This window comes from Modestobacter versicolor (genome assembly GCF_041028285.1).
GTDB lineage: Bacteria > Actinomycetota > Actinomycetes > Mycobacteriales > Geodermatophilaceae > Modestobacter > Modestobacter versicolor_A.
Map to the genome: position 1 here is coordinate 113,404 of NZ_JABGDB010000007.1, position 19,747 is coordinate 133,150.

22 protein-coding genes are annotated in these 19,747 nt (G+C 76.6%); 10 read left to right on the forward strand and 12 right to left on the reverse strand.

Going from position 1 to position 19,747, the window contains the following annotated elements; translation table 11 throughout:
* Nucleotides 1–37 precede the first annotated feature (37 nt).
* Nucleotides 38–421, forward strand: coding sequence for a cold-shock protein (locus HL054_RS22355; protein ID WP_440347957.1), 384 nt, complete (start codon nucleotides 38–40; stop codon nucleotides 419–421).
* Between the two features lie 9 nt (nucleotides 422–430).
* Here HL054_RS22355 and HL054_RS19200 read toward each other — a convergent pair whose 3' ends face one another.
* Both HL054_RS19200 and HL054_RS19205 read right to left on the reverse strand, forming a co-directional pair.
* Nucleotides 431–901: a DUF2771 domain-containing protein gene (locus HL054_RS19200; RefSeq protein WP_369140678.1), complete on the reverse strand. Its 471-nt coding sequence runs from the start codon at nucleotides 899–901 to the stop codon at nucleotides 431–433.
* Nucleotides 898–2,427, reverse strand: coding sequence for an MFS transporter (locus HL054_RS19205; protein ID WP_369140679.1), 1,530 nt, complete (start codon nucleotides 2,425–2,427; stop codon nucleotides 898–900). Before HL054_RS19205 ends, HL054_RS19200 begins: the two co-directional genes overlap by 4 nt.
* Nucleotides 2,428–2,523: 96 nt before the next feature.
* On the opposite strand from HL054_RS19205, the gene HL054_RS19210 reads away from it, so the two are divergent.
* Nucleotides 2,524–3,333, forward strand: a complete 810-nt coding sequence (locus tag HL054_RS19210) for a DUF3027 domain-containing protein (protein ID WP_369140680.1) — start codon at nucleotides 2,524–2,526, stop codon at nucleotides 3,331–3,333.
* A gap of 4 nt (nucleotides 3,334–3,337) precedes the next feature.
* Nucleotides 3,338–3,925, forward strand: a complete 588-nt coding sequence (locus HL054_RS19215) for a GNAT family N-acetyltransferase (protein ID WP_369140681.1) — start codon at nucleotides 3,338–3,340, stop codon at nucleotides 3,923–3,925.
* Here HL054_RS19215 and HL054_RS19220 read toward each other — a convergent pair.
* Nucleotides 3,891–4,109 (reverse strand): DUF2530 domain-containing protein, encoded by a 219-nt coding sequence (locus HL054_RS19220; protein WP_369140682.1) that lies wholly within the window; start codon nucleotides 4,107–4,109, stop codon nucleotides 3,891–3,893. The genes HL054_RS19215 and HL054_RS19220 overlap by 35 nt on opposite strands.
* A 163-nt stretch (nucleotides 4,110–4,272) precedes the next feature.
* On the opposite strand from HL054_RS19220, the gene HL054_RS19225 reads away from it, so the two are divergent.
* From HL054_RS19225 to HL054_RS19250, 6 genes are read left to right on the forward strand one after another with little or no spacing between them, the layout of a single operon-like run.
* Nucleotides 4,273–5,808: an NCS2 family permease gene (locus tag HL054_RS19225; protein ID WP_369140683.1), complete on the forward strand. Its 1,536-nt coding sequence runs from the start codon at nucleotides 4,273–4,275 to the stop codon at nucleotides 5,806–5,808.
* Between the two features lie 47 nt (nucleotides 5,809–5,855).
* Nucleotides 5,856–6,290: a MarR family winged helix-turn-helix transcriptional regulator gene (locus HL054_RS19230; RefSeq protein ID WP_369140685.1), complete on the forward strand. Its 435-nt coding sequence runs from the start codon at nucleotides 5,856–5,858 to the stop codon at nucleotides 6,288–6,290.
* Nucleotides 6,291–6,328: 38 nt separating this feature from the next.
* Nucleotides 6,329–7,669, forward strand: coding sequence for an MFS transporter (locus HL054_RS19235; protein WP_369140687.1), 1,341 nt, complete (start codon nucleotides 6,329–6,331; stop codon nucleotides 7,667–7,669).
* Nucleotides 7,670–7,728: 59 nt separating this feature from the next.
* A complete protein-coding gene (locus HL054_RS19240; RefSeq protein WP_369140688.1) occupies nucleotides 7,729–8,256 on the forward strand; it encodes a hypothetical protein in 528 nt (175 codons plus the stop codon).
* Between the two features lie 17 nt (nucleotides 8,257–8,273).
* Entirely contained in the window at nucleotides 8,274–8,816 is a 543-nt protein-coding gene (gene thpR, locus HL054_RS19245; RefSeq protein ID WP_369140746.1) for an RNA 2',3'-cyclic phosphodiesterase, read from the forward strand.
* A 19-nt stretch (nucleotides 8,817–8,835) separates the two neighbouring features.
* A complete protein-coding gene (locus HL054_RS19250; RefSeq protein ID WP_369140689.1) occupies nucleotides 8,836–9,684 on the forward strand; it encodes a thioesterase family protein in 849 nt (282 codons plus the stop codon).
* 95 nt (nucleotides 9,685–9,779) lie between these two features.
* Here the strand turns inward: HL054_RS19250 and HL054_RS19255 are convergent, their stop codons facing one another.
* The 8 genes from HL054_RS19255 to HL054_RS19290 form a co-directional block, all read right to left on the reverse strand.
* A complete protein-coding gene (locus HL054_RS19255) occupies nucleotides 9,780–12,464 on the reverse strand; it encodes a hypothetical protein (RefSeq protein WP_369140690.1) in 2,685 nt (894 codons plus the stop codon).
* Nucleotides 12,461–13,147, reverse strand: a complete 687-nt coding sequence (locus HL054_RS19260) for an ABC transporter ATP-binding protein (protein WP_369140691.1) — start codon at nucleotides 13,145–13,147, stop codon at nucleotides 12,461–12,463. Before HL054_RS19260 ends, HL054_RS19255 begins: the two co-directional genes overlap by 4 nt.
* Entirely contained in the window at nucleotides 13,144–13,887 is a 744-nt protein-coding gene (locus tag HL054_RS19265) for an ABC transporter ATP-binding protein (protein ID WP_369140692.1), read from the reverse strand. The genes HL054_RS19260 and HL054_RS19265 overlap by 4 nt, the downstream gene beginning before the upstream one ends.
* Nucleotides 13,888–13,898: 11 nt before the next feature.
* A complete protein-coding gene (locus HL054_RS19270; protein ID WP_369140693.1) occupies nucleotides 13,899–14,468 on the reverse strand; it encodes a TetR/AcrR family transcriptional regulator in 570 nt (189 codons plus the stop codon).
* 65 nt (nucleotides 14,469–14,533) lie between these two features.
* The gene (locus HL054_RS19275) at nucleotides 14,534–15,301 is read right to left on the reverse strand and encodes an ABC transporter permease (protein WP_369140694.1); all 768 of its coding nucleotides are present in this window, start codon (nucleotides 15,299–15,301) and stop codon (nucleotides 14,534–14,536) included.
* Nucleotides 15,298–16,032: an ABC transporter ATP-binding protein gene (locus tag HL054_RS19280; protein WP_369140696.1), complete on the reverse strand. Its 735-nt coding sequence runs from the start codon at nucleotides 16,030–16,032 to the stop codon at nucleotides 15,298–15,300. The genes HL054_RS19275 and HL054_RS19280 overlap by 4 nt, the downstream gene beginning before the upstream one ends.
* Before the next feature lie 80 nt (nucleotides 16,033–16,112).
* Entirely contained in the window at nucleotides 16,113–17,048 is a 936-nt protein-coding gene (locus HL054_RS19285) for an NAD(P)/FAD-dependent oxidoreductase (RefSeq protein ID WP_369140697.1), read from the reverse strand.
* 140 nt (nucleotides 17,049–17,188) lie between these two features.
* Complete coding sequence (locus HL054_RS19290) at nucleotides 17,189–18,193, reverse strand: type IV toxin-antitoxin system AbiEi family antitoxin domain-containing protein (RefSeq protein ID WP_369140698.1); 1,005 nt, start codon at nucleotides 18,191–18,193, stop codon at nucleotides 17,189–17,191.
* A 174-nt stretch (nucleotides 18,194–18,367) separates the two neighbouring features.
* Here HL054_RS19290 and HL054_RS19295 point away from each other — a divergent pair, with 174 nt between their 5' ends.
* Nucleotides 18,368–19,174 (forward strand): TrmH family RNA methyltransferase, encoded by an 807-nt coding sequence (locus tag HL054_RS19295; protein ID WP_369140699.1) that lies wholly within the window; start codon nucleotides 18,368–18,370, stop codon nucleotides 19,172–19,174.
* 78 nt (nucleotides 19,175–19,252) lie between these two features.
* Here the strand turns inward: HL054_RS19295 and HL054_RS19300 are convergent, their stop codons facing one another.
* The gene (locus HL054_RS19300; protein WP_369140700.1) at nucleotides 19,253–19,726 is read right to left on the reverse strand and encodes a general stress protein; all 474 of its coding nucleotides are present in this window, start codon (nucleotides 19,724–19,726) and stop codon (nucleotides 19,253–19,255) included.
* Nucleotides 19,727–19,747 lie beyond the last annotated feature (21 nt).

A 19,747-nucleotide genomic window follows, 5' to 3' on the forward strand; every position in this document is an offset into this window, starting at 1 on the left:
ACGGCCGGGTGAGTGGACGACGGACCGAGGGATCGACGTGCCCAGCGGCAAGGTGAAGTGGTTCGACCCGGCGAAGGGCTTCGGTTTCCTGGCCCGCGAGGGCGGCCCGGACGTGTACGTGCACAAGGACGCGCTGCCGGCCGGCACCGCGGAGCTCAAGCCCGGTCAGCGCGTCGAGTTCGGCATCGTGGCCGGCCGCCGCGGCGACCAGGCGCTGCAGGTCCAGGTGCTCGACCCGCTGCCCTCGGTGGTGGCGGCGACCCGCAAGAAGCCCGACGACCTGGTGCCGATCATCGAGGACCTGATCACGCTGCTCGACGGCGTGTCCGAGGGGCTGCGGCACGGCCGGCACCCGGACAAGGCGACCGGCCGCAAGGTCGGCTCGGTGCTGCGCGCGGTGGCCGCCGACCTCGAGGGCTGAGCGGGGCGCTCAGCCGCCGGCGCGGATGAAGCCGACCGGCCAGGCGCCGGACAGGCCGCTGCACGCGTCGGGGTCGGCGGTCTCGACCACCACGAGGTAGAAGGTCGGCGGGGCGACGTCGGACGACGTGATCTCGCTGAACGTCGACTCACCCGCCGGGACGTCGACCTCGCCGAGGATCTGCTGCAGCTCTTCGTCGAAGACCTGCACGCTCCAGCCGGCCGCGGCGACCGCCTCGGACACGGTCAGCTCGATGGTGGTGTCCGGGGCGACCTCGATGATCGGCGCCGAGGTCTGGAAGCGCTGCCCGTCGCCGTCCAGGCAGTACTGGGTGGCGTCCGCGGTGATCTCGTCGCCGCCGGCCCGCACGGCCAGCGTCGGCACGACCTCCTTGTCGTCGCCCGCGTCGCCGCACCCGGTGAGCACCCCCAGCGCGGCGAGCAGCGCCACCCCCGCCGACGCCCGTCCAGCCCCGTTCACGTCCCTGCCTCCCGGTCGGTGGTGCGCACGGCCCGGCGGGTGCGCAGGCTCCAGAGCGTGAGGCCGACGGCGAGCACCAGCAGCGCCGCGGCGACGGTGAAGCCCAGCCAGCCGACGGTGGGCAGCGCGATGGCCAGCGCGCCGCCGAGCACCCAGGCCAGCTGGAGCCAGGTCTCCGACCGCGCGAACGCCGAGGCCCGCAGGCTGTCGGGCACCTCGCGCTGGACGATCGCGTCGAGCGCGGCCTTGCCCAGCGCGTTGGCCACGGCCGCGACCCCGGCGACCAGCGCGGCGGTCCACAGGCTGAAGGCGAAGGCCGCCACCGCGGTGATCGCCGCGGCGGCGCCCGCGGCGGCCAGCACCACCCGGTCCGGGCTGGTCGTGCGCAGCCGGGCGCCGATGCCGGTGCCGAGGAAGCTGCCGGCCCCCGCCGCCGCGGCGATGCCGCCGAGGGCGACCGTCGAGGCCCAGCCGCCCTCGACGGTGGCCTGCACCAGGAACGCGGAGAAGATCGTCAGGAAGCCGCTGAGCCCACGGAGCGCCGCGGTCGCCCGCAGCGCGGTCACCACGTGCGGCGTGGTCGCCCGGCGCCGGCTGCCGGGCAGGGTCAGCGGCGCGGTGCGCAGCACGTCGGCCGGCTCCTCGTCGCCCGGGACGTCGACGTGCGCGGGCAGCCGGACGGCGAGGACGGCGGCCCCGGCGAACACCGCGGCGGTCGCCCCGAGCTCCCAGCCGAACCCGAGGAGGGCGGCGAGGCCCGCGCCGACGGCGCCCAGCACGCCCCCGGCGGCCAGCCCGAACACCGACAGCCGGGCGTTGGCCGAGGTGAGCGACAGCGCCGGGGGCAGCACCCGCGGGACGACGGCGGCCCGCAGCACGTTGAACGCCTTGCTCAGCACCAGCACGCCCAGGGCCGCGGGGTAGAGCAGCGCGTCGTCGTGGTGGGCGGCCATCAGCAGCGCCAGCGCCGCCCGGCCGCCCAGGCTGCCGGCGAGCGCCCAGCGGCGGCCGCGCTGCAACCGGTCCAGGGCCGGCCCGATCACCGGGGCGACCAGCGCGAACGGCGCCATCGTCACCAGCAGGTACAGGGCCACGTTGCCGCGCTGGGCGTCGGCGGCCGCGGCGAAGAAGAGCGTGCCGGCCAGCGACACGGCGATCATCGCGTCGCCGGCCATGTGCAGGGCGTTGACCCAGAACAGCCCGGTCAGCCCGCTCGCGTCGGCGCCGTCGGCGCGGCCGTAGGCCCGCACCCGGCGGACCGCGGCGCCGCTGAGCTCCCGGGTGCGCGAGGCGGCCACCCGGGTGACCGTCACCCGCGGCGGTCGGTCGCCGAGCCCGGGTGCGGTCGGCGGCAGGCCGGAGCGCGGCCCGGTCGGCGTCGCGTCGTCCGGGGCGCGGGCACCGGCCACCGGCAGCGGCCGGGTCTGCAGGCGGCGCACGCCCATCGGCGTGGTCTCCGGCCCCGGGTCCGCCGCCCGGCCGGACCGCAGGCGCCGGCGGGCGCGCGGCGCGGGGGAGTCGGACACGCCGCCCATGGTGCCGCAGCCGCCTGAGGACCCGGCCGACCAGCACTCCGGGGGCGCGCCCGCCCGTTCCGCGGTGCCATCCGCGACAATGGGCGCGTGTCCGACTCCGCGTTCTCCGCTGCCCATGGCTCCTCCCCGGACGACGTGCTGGCCGCGGCGGTCGAGCAGGCCCGCGCCGCAGCCGTCGAGACCGCCGGTGACCCCGCCGTCGTGGGGGAGCACCTGGGCGTGACCGCCGAGGTGCTGGCCGAGGCGGCCGACCCGTCGCTGGGCACGGTCGCCACCCACTCCTTCGCCGCGACGCTCCCGGGCTACCTGGGCTGGCACTGGGCGGTGACGCTGGCCCGGGTGCCCGGCGAGGACGCCGTCACCCTGGACGAGGTGGTCCTCCTCCCTGGCGACGCCGCCCTGCTCGCCCCGGCCTGGGTGCCCTGGCACGAGCGGCTGCGCCCCGGTGACCTGTCCGTCGGCGACGTGCTGCCCTCCACCGAGGACGACCCGCGGCTGGTGCCCAGCTACCTGGCCGACGACGACTCCGCCGAGGACCCGGCCGGTCGGGTCGTCGCGGAGGAGATCGGCATCGGCCGCGAGCGGGTGCTGTCGGTGGAGGGCCGCCGCGAGACCGCCGAGCGGTGGCGGGACAGCGAGTTCGGCCCCCGGTCGGCGATGGCCCGGCACGCCCCCGGCCCCTGCGCGACCTGCGGCTTCTACCTGCCGCTGGCCGGCTCGCTGCGGCTGTCGCTGGGCGCCTGTGCCAACGGGTACTCGCCGGCCGACGGGCACGTGGTGACCGCCGACTACGGCTGCGGGGCGCACAGCCAGGCCAGCCTGGAGCGCACCGAGGGCGATCCCGCCGAGGTCACCCGGACGGCGCGCTACGACACCGCGGACTTCGACGTCATCTGAGCCGGTGGGCGCCCAGGCCGTGCTCCGCACCCGTCGGATCGAGCTGGTGCCGCTCGGCGACGAGCACCTCGAGGCCGAGGTCGAGCTGGACTCCGACCCCGAGGTGATGCGGTACCTCACCGGCCGGGCGAGCACCCGGGCCGAGGTGGTCGAGCGGCACCGGCGCCGTCTCGCGGTGGCGCACGTCGTCCCGGGGCTGGGCTTCTGGGCCGCGCTGGTGGACGGGGCCTTCGTCGGGTGGTTCATCCTCGAGCCGCCCGAGCGTCCCGACCAGGGGCCCGTCGCCGGGCAGGCCGAACTCGGCTACCGGCTGCTCCGCCGGCACTGGCGGCAGGGACTGGCGTCCGAGGGCGCCCGCGAGTTGCTCCGGCACGGCTTCGCCGACCTGGGCCTGGCGCGCGTCTTCGCCGAGACGATGGCGGTCAACGCCGCGTCGCGGGCCACCATGGCCGCGCTCGGGATGACCCACGTGCGGACGTCCCACCTCGACCAGGCCGACCCGCTGCCCGGCACCGAGCTGGGTGAGGTGGAGTACGCGACCACCCGCGCGCAGTGGCTCAGTCGCGCGGGAGCTGGCCCTGCCAGCGCATGAGCGCCAGGCCGAGGACGGCCAGCACGATCGCGGCGACGCAGGTCCAGGTCCACACCCGGTCCACCCTGTCGCCGAGCACCAGCAGCACCACGAGGGCGGCCGCCCACAGCCCGATCCCGACCAGGACGACCCGGGCGGTGTCGACTCGCAGGGGCGGCGGTGAGGGGCGGGTGGGCGCGGGCACGTGCCGACGATAGGCGGCTGCACCGCTGGTCGGGGCGGCGGTCGGCCCGCCAGGCCGCTGCGGTGTGGCACGCTGTCGCCGCTCGTTGCCACCTGCACCGGGCGGACCGCCGGGACGTCGACCCTGGCTTGCCGCCCCGGTCGCCGTCCCCCGGGGGTCCGCCATGCCCGACAGGTCACGTCCCACCCGCTCGCCCGCGAAGGGCACCGGCAGCACCGCGGTGGGGACGACGGGGCAGCCGGCCACCGCCGCGGCGCCCCGGCGCAGCCCCGGGCCGAAGGTGCGCCCGACGAACGGGGTGGACCGGTACTTCGAGGTCAGCGAGCGCCGCTCCACGTTCGGGCGGGAGGTGCGCGGCGGGCTGACCACCTTCTTCACGATGGCCTACATCGTGGTGCTGAACCCGATCATCCTGTCCGGCGCCGACGTGAACGGCGACACGCTGCCCTTCGCCTCGGTCGCCGCGGTCACCGCGTTCGTCGCCGGCGTCCTGACCATCGCGATGGGCATCGTGGGCAGGTACCCGTTCGCGCTGGCGACCGGTCTGGGCATCAACGCGATCGTCGCCGTCTACGCCGCGACCCAGCTGTCCTGGTCGGAGATCATGGGCCTGGTCGTGCTGGAGGGCCTGCTCATCACGCTGCTGGTGCTCACCGGCTTCCGCCGGGCGGTCTTCGAGGCGATCCCGGCGCAGCTGAAGATCTCCATCGCCGTGGGCATCGGCTTCTTCCTGACCATCATCGGGCTCGCCGACGCCGGGGTCATCCGGCCCGGGGCGCCGTTGATCAGCTTCGGGGTCGGCGGCGCGCTGGCCGGCTGGCCGATGCTCACCTTCGTCGTCGGCCTGCTGCTGACCAGCGTGCTCGTGGTGCGCAAGGTCCGCGGCGCGCTGCTGATCGGGATCGTGGCCACCACCGTCTTCGCGATCGTCGTGGAGGCCATCGCCGGGATCGGGCCGCGCACCGGCGCCGACGGCACCGAGGCCAACCCGCGCGGCTGGGCGCTGCAGGTGCCCTCGTGGCCCGACGACTGGTTCGGGCTGCCGGACCTCTCGCTGATCGGCAACTTCTCGCTGTTCGGCGGGTTCGAGCGGATCGGCGTCATCGCCGCCGTCCTCATCGTCTTCTCGATCATGATCGCGGACTTCTTCGACACCGTCGGCACGGTCACCGCCGTCGGCGCGGAGGGCGACCTGCTCGACGAGGACCGGAACCTGCCCCGCTCGCAGCCGGTGCTGCTGGTCGACTCGATCGCCGCCGCGGCCGGCGGTGCCTCCAGCGTCTCGTCCAACACCACCTACATCGAGAGCGCCGCGGGCGTGGGCGACGGTGCCCGCACCGGGCTCGCCAGCGTGGTCACCGGCCTGTTCTTCCTGGTCGCGGCCTTCTTCACCCCGCTGGTGCAGGTGGTGCCCTCCGAGGCCGCCGCGCCGGTGCTGGTGATCGTCGGCGCCATGCTGATCAGCCAGATCCGCGACCTCGCCTGGGACGACATGTCGCTGGTCATCCCGGCCTTCCTCACCATCGCGCTGATGCCCTTCACCTACTCGATCACCAACGGCATCGGGGCCGGCGTCGTCAGCTTCGTGCTGCTGCGGGTCGCGGTGGGGCGGGCCCGCGACGTGCACCCGCTGATGTGGGTCGTGGCCGCGGTCTTCGTCGTCTACTTCGCCCTGGACCCGATCCAGCAGCTGGTCTGACCGTCCGGGTCGTTAGGCAGGCTTTCCATCTCGGTTAGGGTGGGCGGGTGGCACGGACGACGCTGGACACCGCGGCGCTCGCCCATGACCTGCGGCTGGCGGTCATGCGGTTCTCGCGGCGGCTGCGCAACCAGCGGGTCGACACGTCGGTGACGCTGACCCACCTGGCGGCGTTGTCCACCCTCAAGCGGCACGGGGCGATGAGCCCGGGGGAGCTGGCCGCCCACGAGCGGGTCCAGCCGCCGTCGATGACCCGGGTGGTCGTCGCGCTCGAGGGCAAGGGGCTGGTCACCCGCACGCCGCACCCGACCGACGGCCGGCAGGTGGTCATCGACCTCACCCCGGCCGCGGAGCACCTGCTGACCGAGGAAGGGCGCGCCCGCGAGGCGTGGCTGTCCGGTCAGCTGCACGAGCTCAGCGCCGAGGAGCGCGCCGTCCTGCGGGAGGCCGCGGTGATCATGGACAAGCTCGCCAGTGGGTGAGGCACACGGCTGAGGCAACGTCGCCGCGCAAGGGGGCTGTGTTCGCCGCCCTCCGCGTCCGCAACTTCCGGCTCTACGCCTCGGCGAACCTGGTCAGCCTCACCGGCACCTGGATGCAGCGGATCGGCCAGGACTGGCTGGTGCTCCAGCTGTCCGGGGGCAGCGGCGTCGCGCTCGGCATCACCACCGCGCTGCAGTTCGCGCCCACGCTGCTGTTCAGCTTCTACGGCGGCGTCCTCGCCGACCGCTACGACAAGCGCCGGGTGCTGGTGGTCACCCAGGCGGTCATGGGCGCGCTGGCCCTCGGGCTCGGCCTGCTGGTGCTCTCCGACGCCATCGCCCTGTGGCACGTCTACGTGCTCGCCGCCGCGCTCGGTGTCGCGTCGTCGCTGGACATGCCGGTGCGCCAGTCGTTCGTCTCGGAGATGGTCGGGCCCGACCGGCTGGCCAACGCCGTCAGCCTGAACTCCACCGTCTTCAACGGCGCCCGGCTGGTCGGCCCGGCGGTGGCCGGCTCGGTGATCGGCGTGTCCGGCGGGGACACCGCCCCGGCCTTCCTCGTCAACGCCGCCAGCTTCGCGGTCACCATCACCGCGCTGCTGGCCATGCGCGGCAGCGAGCTGCGCCGCAGCCCACCGGCGTCCCGGTCGCGGGGGCAGCTGCGGGAGGCGCTCGGGTACACCCGGCGCCACCCCGACCTGATGCTGGCGATGGGCCTGGCCTTCGTCGCCGGCACCTTCGGCTTCAACACCCAGATCACCATCGCGCTGATGGCCCGGGAGGAGTACGGGCTCGGGGCGGCGGCCTTCGGGTTCCTGTCCACCTGCTACGCCGTCGGCTCGCTGTCCGGTGCGCTGCTGTCGACCCGGCGCAGCACCCGGCCGCTGCAGCGGTTCCTGGTCGTCTCCTCCGGCGCCTTCGGCGTGCTCCTGGTGGTGGCCGGGCTGATGCCGGAGGAGACCTCGTTCGCCGTCCTGCTGGTGCCGACCGGCGCGGCCGCCCTGGTGTTCAGCGTGGCCTGCAACAGCTTCGTCCAGCTCGGCGTCGACCCGCAGATGCGCGGCCGCATCCTCGCGCTGTACTTCATGTGCTTCATGGGCGGCACCCCGGTGGGGGCACCGCTGATCGGCTGGGTGTCCGAGCACCTGGGCGCCCGCTGGGGGTTCATCGCCGGCGGGCTGGTCGTCGTCGCGGCCGCCGTGGTCGCCGGTGCGCTGCTCGCCCGGGGCCGCCGGGTGCGGCTCGAGCTGCACGTCGTCCCGCCGAGCGCGCACCTGCACGTGGCCGCCGGCCGGCCCCCGTCCCGGGTGGCCGGGCTCGCCGACGAGGCCGACGGCGAGGTGCCGGGGGAGCAGGTCGCGCGCGATGCAGGGCGTTGATCTAGTCGCTGTGAGCGTTCACGTTGTCACCAGGCGTCGACAGACGTAACGTCAGACACGTGCCCTCAGCAGGGTCGGTCTCCGCGGACGTCGGGACGTCGTTGCCGCTCATCGCTGCCGTCGTCCTGCTGCTGGCCGCCCTGGTGACGCTGGTCGTCCTGCTGCTCCGCTGGGCCACCAGCGAGCCCCGGCAGCCCGCCCCGGAGCTGGTCGAGGAGCCGCCTGCCCCGGTCGAGCCACCCCGGCCGCCGGCCCAGCGCCGTCCGGCCGCCTGGCACCACCCGGCCGGTCGCCGGGTGCCCGGCGCACCGGTGTCGCAGCCGATCGCGGTGCGTCCGCGCCGGCCCCTCGAGCGGGTCGCCGCCGACGTGCGACGGCTGACCCGTGAGCTGTCGATGGTGCCCGGCGGCATGCCGATGGCCCGGCGCCGCGGGCTGCTGGCCGCCTACGACGACGTGCTGATCGAGGCCGCCGAGCTGCTCGACGTGCCGAACCAGCTGGCCACCGAGCCGCCCGGCACCCGGGAGCTGGAGCGGATGCGGCTGCTGGCGATGCTGGAGGCGGCCGGCCTCGTGGTGGGCGACTGACCGCGTCGGCCGGCCGGCTGTTCCTCGCCGTCGACCCGCCGCCGGACGCGGTGGCCGACCTGGACCGCGCCCTCGTGCCGCTGCGCGACGCGCCCGGCGCGCCGTGCTGGACCCCGCCGTCCCGCTGGCACGTGACGCTGCTGTTCCTCGGCGACGTGCCGGCCGCCTCGCTCGCGCCGTTCAGCGCCGCCGTGGCGCCGGCGGTGACCGGCGCCCCGCCGATGTCGCTGCAGCTGTCCGGCGCGGGGCGGTTCGGGTCGCGGCGCCGGCCCACGGTCTGCTGGGCCGGGCTGGCCGGCGACGTCGCGGAGCTCACCGCGCTGGCGGTCCGGCTGGTCGCCGCCGCCCACGCGGTGGACCTGCCCGTGGCGGACCGGCCGTTCCGGGCGCACCTCACGCTGGGTCGCTGGCGCGCCGGCCGGGACGCCGACGGCGACCTGCTCGACCGGCTGACCGGCCACCGCGGACCGGTGTGGCCGGTCACCGAGGTGGTGCTCTGGCGCAGCCACCTGGGGCCCGAGCCGCGCTACGAGCGGGTGACCGGCTGGCCGGTCGGCTGAGCCTGGCACCCTGTCCTCCGTGCCGCAGACCGACCTCCCCGCCTTCGACGCCGCGACCGCCGTGACCCGCACCGAGGGCGGCGGCCTGGTCGCCGCGCTCGACCCGGGCTGGGACGTCGGCGGCGGCATCCTCAACGGCGGGTACCTGCTCTCGGTGGCGGCCCGGGCCGCGCTGCTGGACAGCCCGCACCCGCACCCGGTCGCGGTGTCGGCCAGCTACCTCCGCGCCCCGGCCGCCGGCCCGGCCACGCTGACCGTCGTCCCCGGTCCGGCCGGCCGGACGCTGGCCCACGCGGGGGTCACCCTCGCCGACGCGACCGGCCCGGCGCTCACCGTGCAGGTGACGACGGCGACCCTGGGCACCGACGAGCCCGAGTACCGCCACCCCGCCCCCGAGGCGCCGTCGCCCGAGCAGTGCTCCTCGGTGGCCGAGCACCGGGAGCTCGCCCCGCCCGGCGTGCAGGTGCCCGGGCTCTCGCTGCGGGTGGACACCCGGCTGGACCCCGCCACCGCCGGCTGGGCGGTCGGCCGGCCGTCGGGGGAGCCGGTGCTGCGGGCCTGGATGCGCTTCACCGACGGCCGGGACCCCGACCCGCTGGCCCTGCTCACCTTCGCCGACGCGCTGCCGCCGACCAGCTTCGCGCTGGGCGACCTGGGCTGGGCGCCGACGGTGCAGCTGCAGGTGCTGGTCCGGGCGCTGCCGGCGCCGGGCTGGTGCCTGGTCGAGGCCCGGTCGAGCGAGATCGCCGGGGGCTGGGTCGACGAGGACTACCGGATCTGGGACTCCACCGGCCGGCTGGTGGCGCAGAGCCGCCAGCTCGCCCGCTCCCCGCGCCGGCGGGTGTCGCCCCGGGATCAGGTGACCTGATCCCGGGGGCTCCTGGCTCAGCGCGGGAGGTGAGCCAGGAGCATGCACGCTGAGCCCGGACGGCGGCGGCGGGCCGGGACGGCGGCGTCGGCGGGTCACGCCTCCTGGCGGAGGACCGTCGCCGGGTCGGCCCGGTCGGCGGCGCGCTGGGCGTACAGCGCCGCCAGCCCGGCGACCGCGACCACCACGACCGCGCTGACGGCCAGCGCCGGCTCCGGCACGTCGAGCAGCGGTGTCGGCGGCCGCACCCGGTCGACGTCCAGCCGGCGGTAGACCAGCGCCACCGCACCGGCGGCCAGCACCGCGCCGACCAGCAGCCCGGCGACGGCGACCCCGGCCAGCTCGACCACCAGCGAGCGCAGGTGCGCCCCGCGGCTGAGCCCGAGCCGGCGGGCCATCACGTACCCGGCCACCCGGCTGCGCGACCGGGCCTCCAGGTACAGCAGCAGCCCGCCGACGGCGATGACCCCGACGAAGACAGCCAGCGCGGACAGGTAGCCGAACGTCCAGGTGATGCCCAGGAAGTTGGCGGTCTGCTGCACGCCGGCCGGCTCGAGCGCCCGGAACCCCACCAGGCCGGCCGCGGTGAGCGCCTCGACCGCCGGCCCCAGCTCGCCGTCGGTCCAGATCTCGGCGGCGCGGGCGGCCCCGGCCTCGCGCGGGATCTCCGGCAGCCGGCCGGCGTCGACCAGCACGACCGGCTGGTCGGCGCGGCGGCCGGGCAGCACGCGCGCGGTCGCCACCACCTCGGCCGGCACCTCGGCGCGCCCGAGCCGCAGGTCGGGGTCGCCCGCCGGCAGGCCGGCCGCCACCACCGGCAGCCGGCCGTCGACCGCGGGCCCGGTGAGCGCGTCCATCAGGGCGGGCAGCGACGCGTCGGCGAACGAGCCGTCCCAGAAGGCGGTGCCGGCGAAGTCGGCGGGGTCCACGGCGAGCACCTGGACGTCGGTCCGGCCGGCGCTGTCGCCCTGCCCGTCGGCCGCGGTCGCGCTCCCCTCGTACCGGACGACGAACGTGCCGACCGCGTCGATGGCCGGGGTCGGCGCGAAGCGGGAGAGCGTCTGCACCGCCCGGCCCGCCCCGATCTGCACGCCGACCTTGGCGTCCAGCGTCTGCTCCGAGCTCGCGGTCAGCGTGGCGGTGTAGCCCAGGACGGCGACCGGCAGGGTCACCGCCACCAGCAGCGTCCCGGTGGCCAGCCGGGCAGCGGTCAGCCGGTTGACCGCGAGGAAGACCGCGGGGGAGCGGCGTCCGGCCCAGCGGCGCAGCCGGGGCAGCAGGGCGGTCAGCGCCCGGCCCAGCAGCACCGCGGCCCCGGCGACGGCGAGCAGCGGGAAGGCGACCAGCAGGCCGTTGACCTGGGCGACCCCGCCCTCGCTGACCACGGCGTCCCGGTCTTGCAGCAGCAGCCAGCACCAGCCGGCGCCCAGCAGCAGCGCGACCTCCCACGGCACCTGCGACGGCCAGCGGGGCGCCGCGCCGACCGGCCGTTCCGCGGTGCCCCGGGCGCGCAGCCCGGCGACCGTCGCGGCAGCGCCCAGCCCCACGACGAAGGCGGCCACCGCGGCGGTGAGGGCGGCCGAGGTGGCGCCGGGGTCCAGGTCGTCGGCCGGGCCGAGCCCGCTGGTGAGCAGCCGGGCGGCGGCCCAGCCGACCGCGGCGCCGACCAGCGCCGGCAGCCCGAGCTCCAGCGCGGCCTTGCCGGCCAGCGGCACCGGCCCCACGCCCCGGGCCGCCAGCAGCCGCACCTCGGTGGCCCGCCGGTCGGCCCAGAAGCTGCCGGCCGCGGCGACCAGGAGCAGGGCCAGCAGCGCCCCGGCGACGGCCACCGGCACGACCGGCCCGCGCAGCCCAGACTCGACCAGCTCGGCCCGGTCGACGGCGTCCGCCAGCCGGGGGTTGGTCAGGCCGTGCTCGTCGACCGCCGGGACGCCGAGCAGCTCGAAGGCGCCGCGCTGGGCGGCGTCCTGGGCGACCAGGAGACGCCGCGCCCCGGCGACCGACAGCTCGTCTGCGGCCACCTCGACCCGGGCCAGCTGCTGCACGCCGTCGAACCCGGCGGCAACGGCGTGGAAGGTGTCCGGGTCGGTGGCCAGCGCCAGCGCCGGGGGAGCGGTGTTGGCGTTCACGTCGTTGGCGAACAGCGGCCGGTAGTCGCACCAGTACGGCCCCGGGTCGACGGTGAACAGGTCGCGGTAGGTGCCCACCACCGGCACCGCGGTGCCCGCCACGGTGACGTCGTCGCCGACGGCGACGCCCGCGCCGTCGGCGTACCCGGCGGGCAGCCAGAGGCCGGCCCCCTCCTGCTGCTCGACCACCTCGATGTGCTCCAGCGCGTCGGGGCGGTGGAACAGGCTCACCGGCAGGCTCGCCGCCTCGCCGGACGCCGTGCGCAGCAGCGCCCCGAACGCGGCGCGATCCCGACCGACGAGGGACGCGGTGGCCAGCACCGGCGCGCTGGTCCGCCCCTGCGCGGCCCAGGCGTCCGCCAGCGCGGTGTCGACGGCGGGGTCGGCGGTCGCCCCGGTCGACCGGCCGTTCTGGTCGAACTGCCGGGTCGACACGCCCGTCTGCGGCCACCCCGCCTCCGCGCACTGGCTCGCCAGCTGCTGCTGCAGGGCGGCGGACCGGGCCGAGGACAGGAACAGCGGGGCGGAGGCGACCGCGCACGCCAGGATCGCGCTGGTGACCAGCACGGCCAGCACGGCGGCCGGCTGGCGCAGCCCGAGCAGCGGCGCCCGGGTCCACGGCGCCAGCCGCCACAGCGGTGGCCGGCTCACGACGGCGGCCCGTCGGTGAGCACGCCGTCCCGCATGGACAGCACCCGGTCGGCCCGGGCCCAGGCCTGCTCGTCGTGGGTGGCGATGAGCACCGCCGACCCCTCGCGGGCGGCGTCGACCACCGCGTCGAGCAGCCCGTCGGCGTGGCCGCGGTCCTGGTGGGCGGTGGGCTCGTCGGCCAGCAGCACCGCCGGTCGCAGCAGCAGCGCCCGGGCCACGGCGGCCCGCTGCTGCTCGCCGAGGGAGGCCTGGTGCGGGTACCGGTCGGCGAGGTGGGCCAGCCCGAAGTCCGCCAGCAGCCCGTCCGCCCGGTCCCGTGCGGCCGCGTGCGTGCGGCGCACCCGGGCCGGCAGCAGCACGTTGTCGGCCAGGCTCAGGTCGGCGACCAGGCCGAGCGCCTGCGGCACCAGGGCGAGGTCGCGCCAGCCGAGCGTGTCGGGACGGCGGTGGGCCAGCGGGCCCAGGTAGGCCAGCGTGCCCTCGTCGGGGGTCTCCCAGCCGCACAGCAGGGCCAGCAGCGTGCTCTTGCCCGAGCCGGACGGGCCGACCAGCGCCACGAACTCGCCGGCGACCACCTGCAGGTCGACCCCGGCCAGCGCGGTCACCGTCTCCGCGCCCCGGCGGAAGCGCTTGACCAGGCCGACGCCGGTCAGCCCGCCGGCCGGCTGCCGCCGCCCGGTCACCGGACCAGCCGCCCGTGGTCGAGCCGGACGAACCCGTCGGCGATGGCCATCACCCGCGGGTCGTGCGAGGAGAGCACGAAGCCGACCCCGGCCGCGGCGAGGTCCTCCATGGCGGTCAGCACGCGCTCGGCGGCGGCGGTGTCCAGCTCGGCCGTCGGCTCGTCCGCGACGACCAGCGCCGGGTCGCCGACGACGCCGCAGGCCACCGCCAGCCGCTGCTGCTCCCCGCCGGACAGCTGCCCGGGCAGGTGGTCGGCGCGGTCGCCCAGGCCGAGCCGGTCGAGCAGGTCCAGCGCCGCCGGCGCCGTCACCGGTGCCCCGCGCAGGGAGGCGGCCAGCCGCACCTGCGCGACCGCGTCGAGGTAGGGCAGCAGGTTCTCGCCGGGCCGCTGGAACAGGTAGGCGACCTGGCGCTGCCGCAGCCGGCGACGGGCCCGCGGGCGCAGCCGGTCGACCCGCTGCCCGGCGACGAGCACCTCGCCGGTGTCCGGGGAGTCGATGCAGGCCAGCAACCGCAGCAGCGAGGACTTGCCCGACCCCGAGGGGCCGACCACGACGGTGACCCGGGCGCGGGGGATGGAGAGCGTGACGTCGACCAGCGCCGGCACCTGCTCGGTCGCCGTCCGGTAGGTCTTGCCCACGCCGCGGCAGACCGCGGCCGGCGCCCCGTCGGCCGCGGTCGCGAAGACCGGGTCGGCGAACGGGTCGTCGGCGAACCTGAACCCCTCCGGCCCGCTCATCGGGGCGGAGCCTAAGGGGTGCCCGGCACCATGCCGCGCAGGTCCACGGGACCGGTCAGGTAGCGCTGCACGGTGGGGCCCACGGAGGCGGCCAGCTGGTCGGCGGTGGCGGAGGCCAGCGGCTCGACCTGGAGCACGTAACGGCCCATCACCAGCCCGATCAGCTGCGAGGCGACCAGCGACCCGCGCGCCTGCGCCTCCTCCGGGGGCAGGTCCAGCGTGCCGACCACCCGCCGCAGCACCTGGGAGACCAGGAACTCCCGCAGCAGCCGCGCCGCCCACTCGTTGCTGACCGCCGAGCGCAGCAGCGCCAGCCCGGCGGCGCGGGTGGGGCCGTCCCACACCCGCAGCAGCAGCCGGACGACGTTGGCGCCGAGGTCGGCGGTGCCGCCGGCGAGCACCTCGGGCAGCAGCTCGGCCGGGTCGGCGGGGGCCTCGACGGCGGCGAGGAACAACTTGTCCTTGCTGCCGAAGTAGTGGTGGACGAGCGCCGGGTCGACGCCGGCTGCGGTGGCGATGACCCGGATCGAGGCGCCGTCGTACCCCCGCTCGGCGAAGGCGGCGCGCGCCGCGGCGAGCACCGCCTCCCGGGTGTCGGGGTTGCCGGGCCGCCGTCCGGTGGGCCGGGGGCGACGTGCGGGCTGGCTCAGCTGGTCCTCCTCCGCAGGGTGGCCGCCGCCAGCGCGAGGGCCAGCAGCGCGGCGCCGGCGACCACGCCGACGTCCCGCCACATGGTGCCCGTCGCCCCGGTCGACGCGCCGACCTCCCGCAGCGCCTCGACGGCGTAGCTCAGCGGCAGCACGTCGCTGACCGCCTGCAGCCAGCCGGGCAGCTGGTCCCGCGGCACCAGCAGCCCGCACAGGAAGAACTGCGGCAGGACGACGACCGGCATGAACTGCACGGCCTGGAACTCGCTGCGGGCGAAGGCGCTGGCCAGCAGGCCCAGGGCGACGCCGAGCACCGCGTCGACGACCGCGATCAGCACGACCAGCGCCGGCGGGCCGGCGACGTCGAGGTCGTAGGCGGTCGTCGCGACGGCCACCGTGACCAGCGCCTGGGCGGCCGCGGCGAGCCCGAACGCGGCGCCGTAGCCCAGCAGCAGGTCCAGCCGGGACAGCGGGGTGGTGAGCAGCCGCTCGAGGGTGCCGGACGTGCGCTCGCGGAGCATCGCGATGCTGGTCACCAGGAACATCACCACGAACGGGAAGACGCCGAGCATCGTCAGCCCGACCCGGTCGAAGGTGCTCGGCTCGCCCGGCACGGTGGGCACGTCGGCCCAGACCAGGTACAGCAGCCCGAGCAGCGCGCTGGGCAGCACCAGCAGCATCGCGACGGTGCGGTGGTCGTGGCGCAGCTGGCGGAGCACCCGCGCGGCCGTGGCGGTGGTCAGCCGGGGGGAGAGGGCGGTGGTCATGCCGGGGCCACCTCGCTCTCGCGGACCAGGGCCAGGAACGCCTGCTCGAGGTCGTCGGTGCCGGTGCGGGCGCGCAGCTCGGCGGGGGTGGAGTCGGTCAGCAGCCGGCCCTCGCGCAGCAGCAGCAGCCGGTCGCAGCGGGCGGCCTCGTCCATCACGTGGCTGGACACGACCAGCGTCGTCCCGGCCGCGGCGAGCTCGTGGAACCGGCTCCACAGCTCCACCCGGAGCACCGGGTCGAGGCCGACGGTCGGCTCGTCGAGCACCAGCAGGTCGGGCTCGCCGACCAGGGCGCAGGCCAGCGACGCCCGGCCGCGCTGCCCGCCGGAGAGGTCCTCCACCAGCTGCCCGGCGGCGTCGGCGAGCCCCACGTCGGCGACCGCCGCGTCCGCGGCCGCGGCGTCGCGGCCGTGCAGGGCGGCGAAGTAGCGGGCGTTCTCCCGCACGGTGAGGTCGGCGTACACGCTCGGCGCCTGGGTCACGTAGCCCACCCGGGAGCGCAGCTCGGCCGAGCCGGCGGGCCGGCCGAGCACGGTGACCTGGCCCGAGCGCACGCGCTGCACGCCGACGATGGCGCGCATCAGCGTGCTCTTGCCGCTCCCGCTGGGCCCCAGCAGGCCGGTGACCCGGCCGGGGGGCGCGGCGCATGACACCTGGTGCAGCACCTGGTGCGGACCCCGGTGCACGACCAGGTCGGTGACGACGACGGCGGCGTCCATGACGACCTCCACGACAACTCAACGGATGATGAACTCAACGCTAGATGAGTTGTGCGGGCATGGCAAGGCCCCCGTCGTGGGGCACGGGGGTCTCAGCCGGCGAGGGCGCGGCCGAGGGCGTCGCCGGAGCGCCATGCGCTCTCGACCTTCGACGGCGCCGACCAGCCGTCACCGCAGCGGCCGACCCCGTCGACCAGGCCGAACGGCTCGCTGCGCGGCTCGTCGGGCTTGGCGAAGCTCCAGCGGTGCGCGTGCGTCCACTCCGGGGGCGCGTCGATGCCGAGCAGGGTCCGGACGGCATCGACCACCGCGGGGACGGCGGCGTCCGGGTCGTCCAGGTGGGCTGCCGCCAGCGCCGGTGTGCTGTGCGCGACGAGCACCGGAGCGCCGTCGCCGCGCCGGTCACCGTCGTCGGCCACCCACCCGAGCACCGGCGAGTCGTGCACGAAGACGCCGTGCAGGTCGGCCGGCCAGGACCGCTGCGGCCAGCCGAGCGCGACCGCCAACGTGGGCTGCCAGCCGGCGTCCGGGGCGTCGGTGGCGGACAGCAGCCGGTCCGCCTGCGGGTCGGGCATCGCCAGGACGACGGCGGCCGCGGCCTCGCCGTCCACCCGGGGGCCGGGGGTGACCTCGCGGACGGTGCGCCCGAGCTCGACGTCCAGCCCGGTGGCGAGGTCGACGACCAGGCTGCGCAGCCCACCGGCGGTGCCGTAGCGCATCGGGCCCGACGTCGTCCGCTCGATGCCACCCGGTCCGGCGACGGCGAAGGTGTCCGTCCACGGCCGGGCCAGCCCGCGCTCGACCCAGTCGGCGACGACGGGGGCGAACGGGGAGTCGTCGCCGGCGGTCAGGTAGGAGGCGCCGAGGTCGACCACCCGGCCGTGCAGCGTGCGCCCGCCCATCCGGCCGCCGAGCCGCCGTCCCCGGTCGACGAGCCGGACCGGCCGGCCGGCGTCGGCCAGCGCCCGGGCGCACGCGACGCCGGAGATGCCGCCACCGATGACGACCGTCCTGCCCGCGTTGTCCACGGCCCGATCCTGCGGGGCGCGACGGGATCGTGCCCGCCGAGCCCTGCCGCCCGTCGGCCCGGGATCAGGTGACCTGATCCCGGGTGCTCCTGGCTCAGCGCAGGAGGTGAGCCAGGAGCACCGGAGGTGAGCTCGGACGGTCAGCCGGCCCAGCGGCGCGACCGGGCGGACGGCACCGCCCGGAGCTGAGGTGGGACCGGCGGCCGGGTGGCCAGCAGCGAGCGCAGCCGGTCGGCCTTGACCGGCCAGGACGCTCCGACGTCCGCAGGGACCACCCGCAGCACCCGGCCGCCGAGGTCGCGGATCTCGTCCTCGCGCCGCTTCTCGTCCCACAGCACCTGGGCCGCCGTGCGCCCGCCGAACGGGTCGTCGTACTTGACCCGGCCGTCGAACTCCACGACGACGGCGGCGTCGGCGTACCAGGCGTCGACCCGGGCGACGAAACCGCGCGGGCCGTGCAGGTCGACCTGGAGCTCGGGGAGCGGCAGCCCGCTGCCGAGGATGCGCAGGCGTCCGAGGGTCTCCAGAGGTGACTCGGCCCTGCCGTCGGCCAGCCCGGCCGCGCGGGCCGCCGTCCCGATGCCGTGCCAGTGGGTCTGCTCCAGCACGGTCGCCCGCAGCTCCTCGGGCGTCACCGCTCCCGCGTGCAGCGCGGCGTCCATGGCGATCACCGCGTCCTCGAGCGACCACCCCCGCGCGCAGTCGATGAGCGTGCGCGCCGTCCCGGTGAGCGAGAACGGGCCGTCGTCACGGACGTGGTGGGCGGCGAGCCCGGCGCGCAGCACGGCGTAGCCGCGTCCGCGGCGCCACTGCTCGGTGTCGGTCAGGGTGACGAGGGCGCCGCGCTCGGCTGTGGGCAGCGGCAGCCCGGCCAGCCGCGCTGCCGAGGCGTGGCTGATCGCCGGATGACCGCCCAGGCACAGCAGGACGGCGGCACAGTCCAGCCGGTGCCGCGCGTTCCCGCCCCGGCGCGAGGCGTCGGCGAGGGCGCCCCGCTCGACGTAGACACCGCGTCGGATGCGGTCCCACTCGCCCCGGCGCAGCGCGGACTGGACGTCGGTCGGCTGCAGACCGGCCCGCCGGACGTCGGAGGCGCTGAACACGCCCCACTGGCGGTCGGCGGCGGCGCGGAGCACGGGATGCACGGCGTCGACCCTGGCGCAGCCGGCCCCAGCTGTGGGGTGGACCGGGCAGATCTGTGGACGGCGACCCGTCCGGGCTCACCGCCGGTGCTCCTGGCTCACCGCACACCGTGAGCCAGGAGCACCGACGACCAGGTCACCTGATCCCGGGGGAACGGGGGCAGGGATGATCGGCGGGTGCCTGCCCCCGAGCTGATCACCGACCCGGGCGACGAGCGGGTCGCCGACTTCCGCGACCTGGTGGCCGGGGACCGCCGTCCGGGCACCGAGCGGGGCACCGGTCCGGTGATCGTGGAGGGCGTGCCCGCGGTCGAGCGGCTGCTCGCCTCGCCGTACCCGGTGCGCACCGTCCTGGGCATCCCCGGCCGGCTCGCGTCACTGGACCTGCCGCCCGGCGTCGCGGCCTACGAGGCGGACAAGTGGGTGCTGTCGGAGGTCATCGGCTTCCGGCTCACCCGCGGCGTGCTGGCCTCGGCCGACCGGCTGCCGCCCCCGGACCTGGACGCGCTGATCGCCGGGCCGGACCCGTCGGCGCCGCGGCGGCTGGCGGTGCTCGAGGGCCTCAACGACCACGAGAACATCGGCTCGATCGCCCGGTCGGCGGTGGCGCTCGGCGTGGACGGGCTGCTGCTCGACCCGCACTGCGCCGACCCGCTGTACCGGCGCTGCGTGCGGGTGTCGATGGGCCACGTGCTGACCCTGCCGATCGCCGTGCTGGGCGACTGGCCCGGCGGTCTGGACCGGCTGCACGCCGCCGGCTACCGCACGGTGGCGATGACCCCGGCCGACGACGCGGTCGACCTCGGCGACGTCGACCCCCGGGCCCACCCGCGGACGGCGGTGCTGCTCGGCGCCGAGGGCCCGGGCCTCACCCCGCAGGCGCAGCGGGCCGCGCAGGTGCGGGCGCGGATCCCGATGCGCAGCGGGGTCGACTCGCTGGGGGTCGCCGCGGCCGCCGCGGTCGCCTTCGCCACGCTGCGCTGAGGCCCGTCGAGATGCGCCCCGTTGCGGTGTCCCGGAGGCGGGACACCGCAGTCGGACGCGTCTCGACTGGGTCCTTCGTCAGCCGCGGAGCGAGAGCCTCGCGAGCTCGGCGCGGGCCTGCTCGGCCACCGCCGGTGCGCACATCACGTCGTAGCGCCCGGCCACGACCTTGCTGGTGCTGGTGAAGTCGCGCCGGCCCTGCGAGGCCGCGTACCCGACGGCGCCGAAGACCGCGCCGAAGACCAGACCGATGAGCAGGCCGGAGACCACCGAGCCGACCCAGCTGCTGCCGTCCTCGGCGAAGATGCCGAGCAGCAGGCCGACGAAGAGACCGAACCAGGCGCCGCTGGCCGCCCCGGCACCGATCGCCCGGCCCCAGCTGAGCCGCCCGGTGACCCGCTCCACCATCCGCAGGTCGCTCCCGATGATCGTCACGTTCTCGACGGGGAACTTCTGGTCGGAGAGGAAGTCCACCGCCCGCTGGGCCTGCTCGTAGCCGTCGTAGGACCCGACCTGCACGCCGCCGAGGGGCATGGACACCGATGCTGACACGTCTGTCTCCGTTCCGGACCG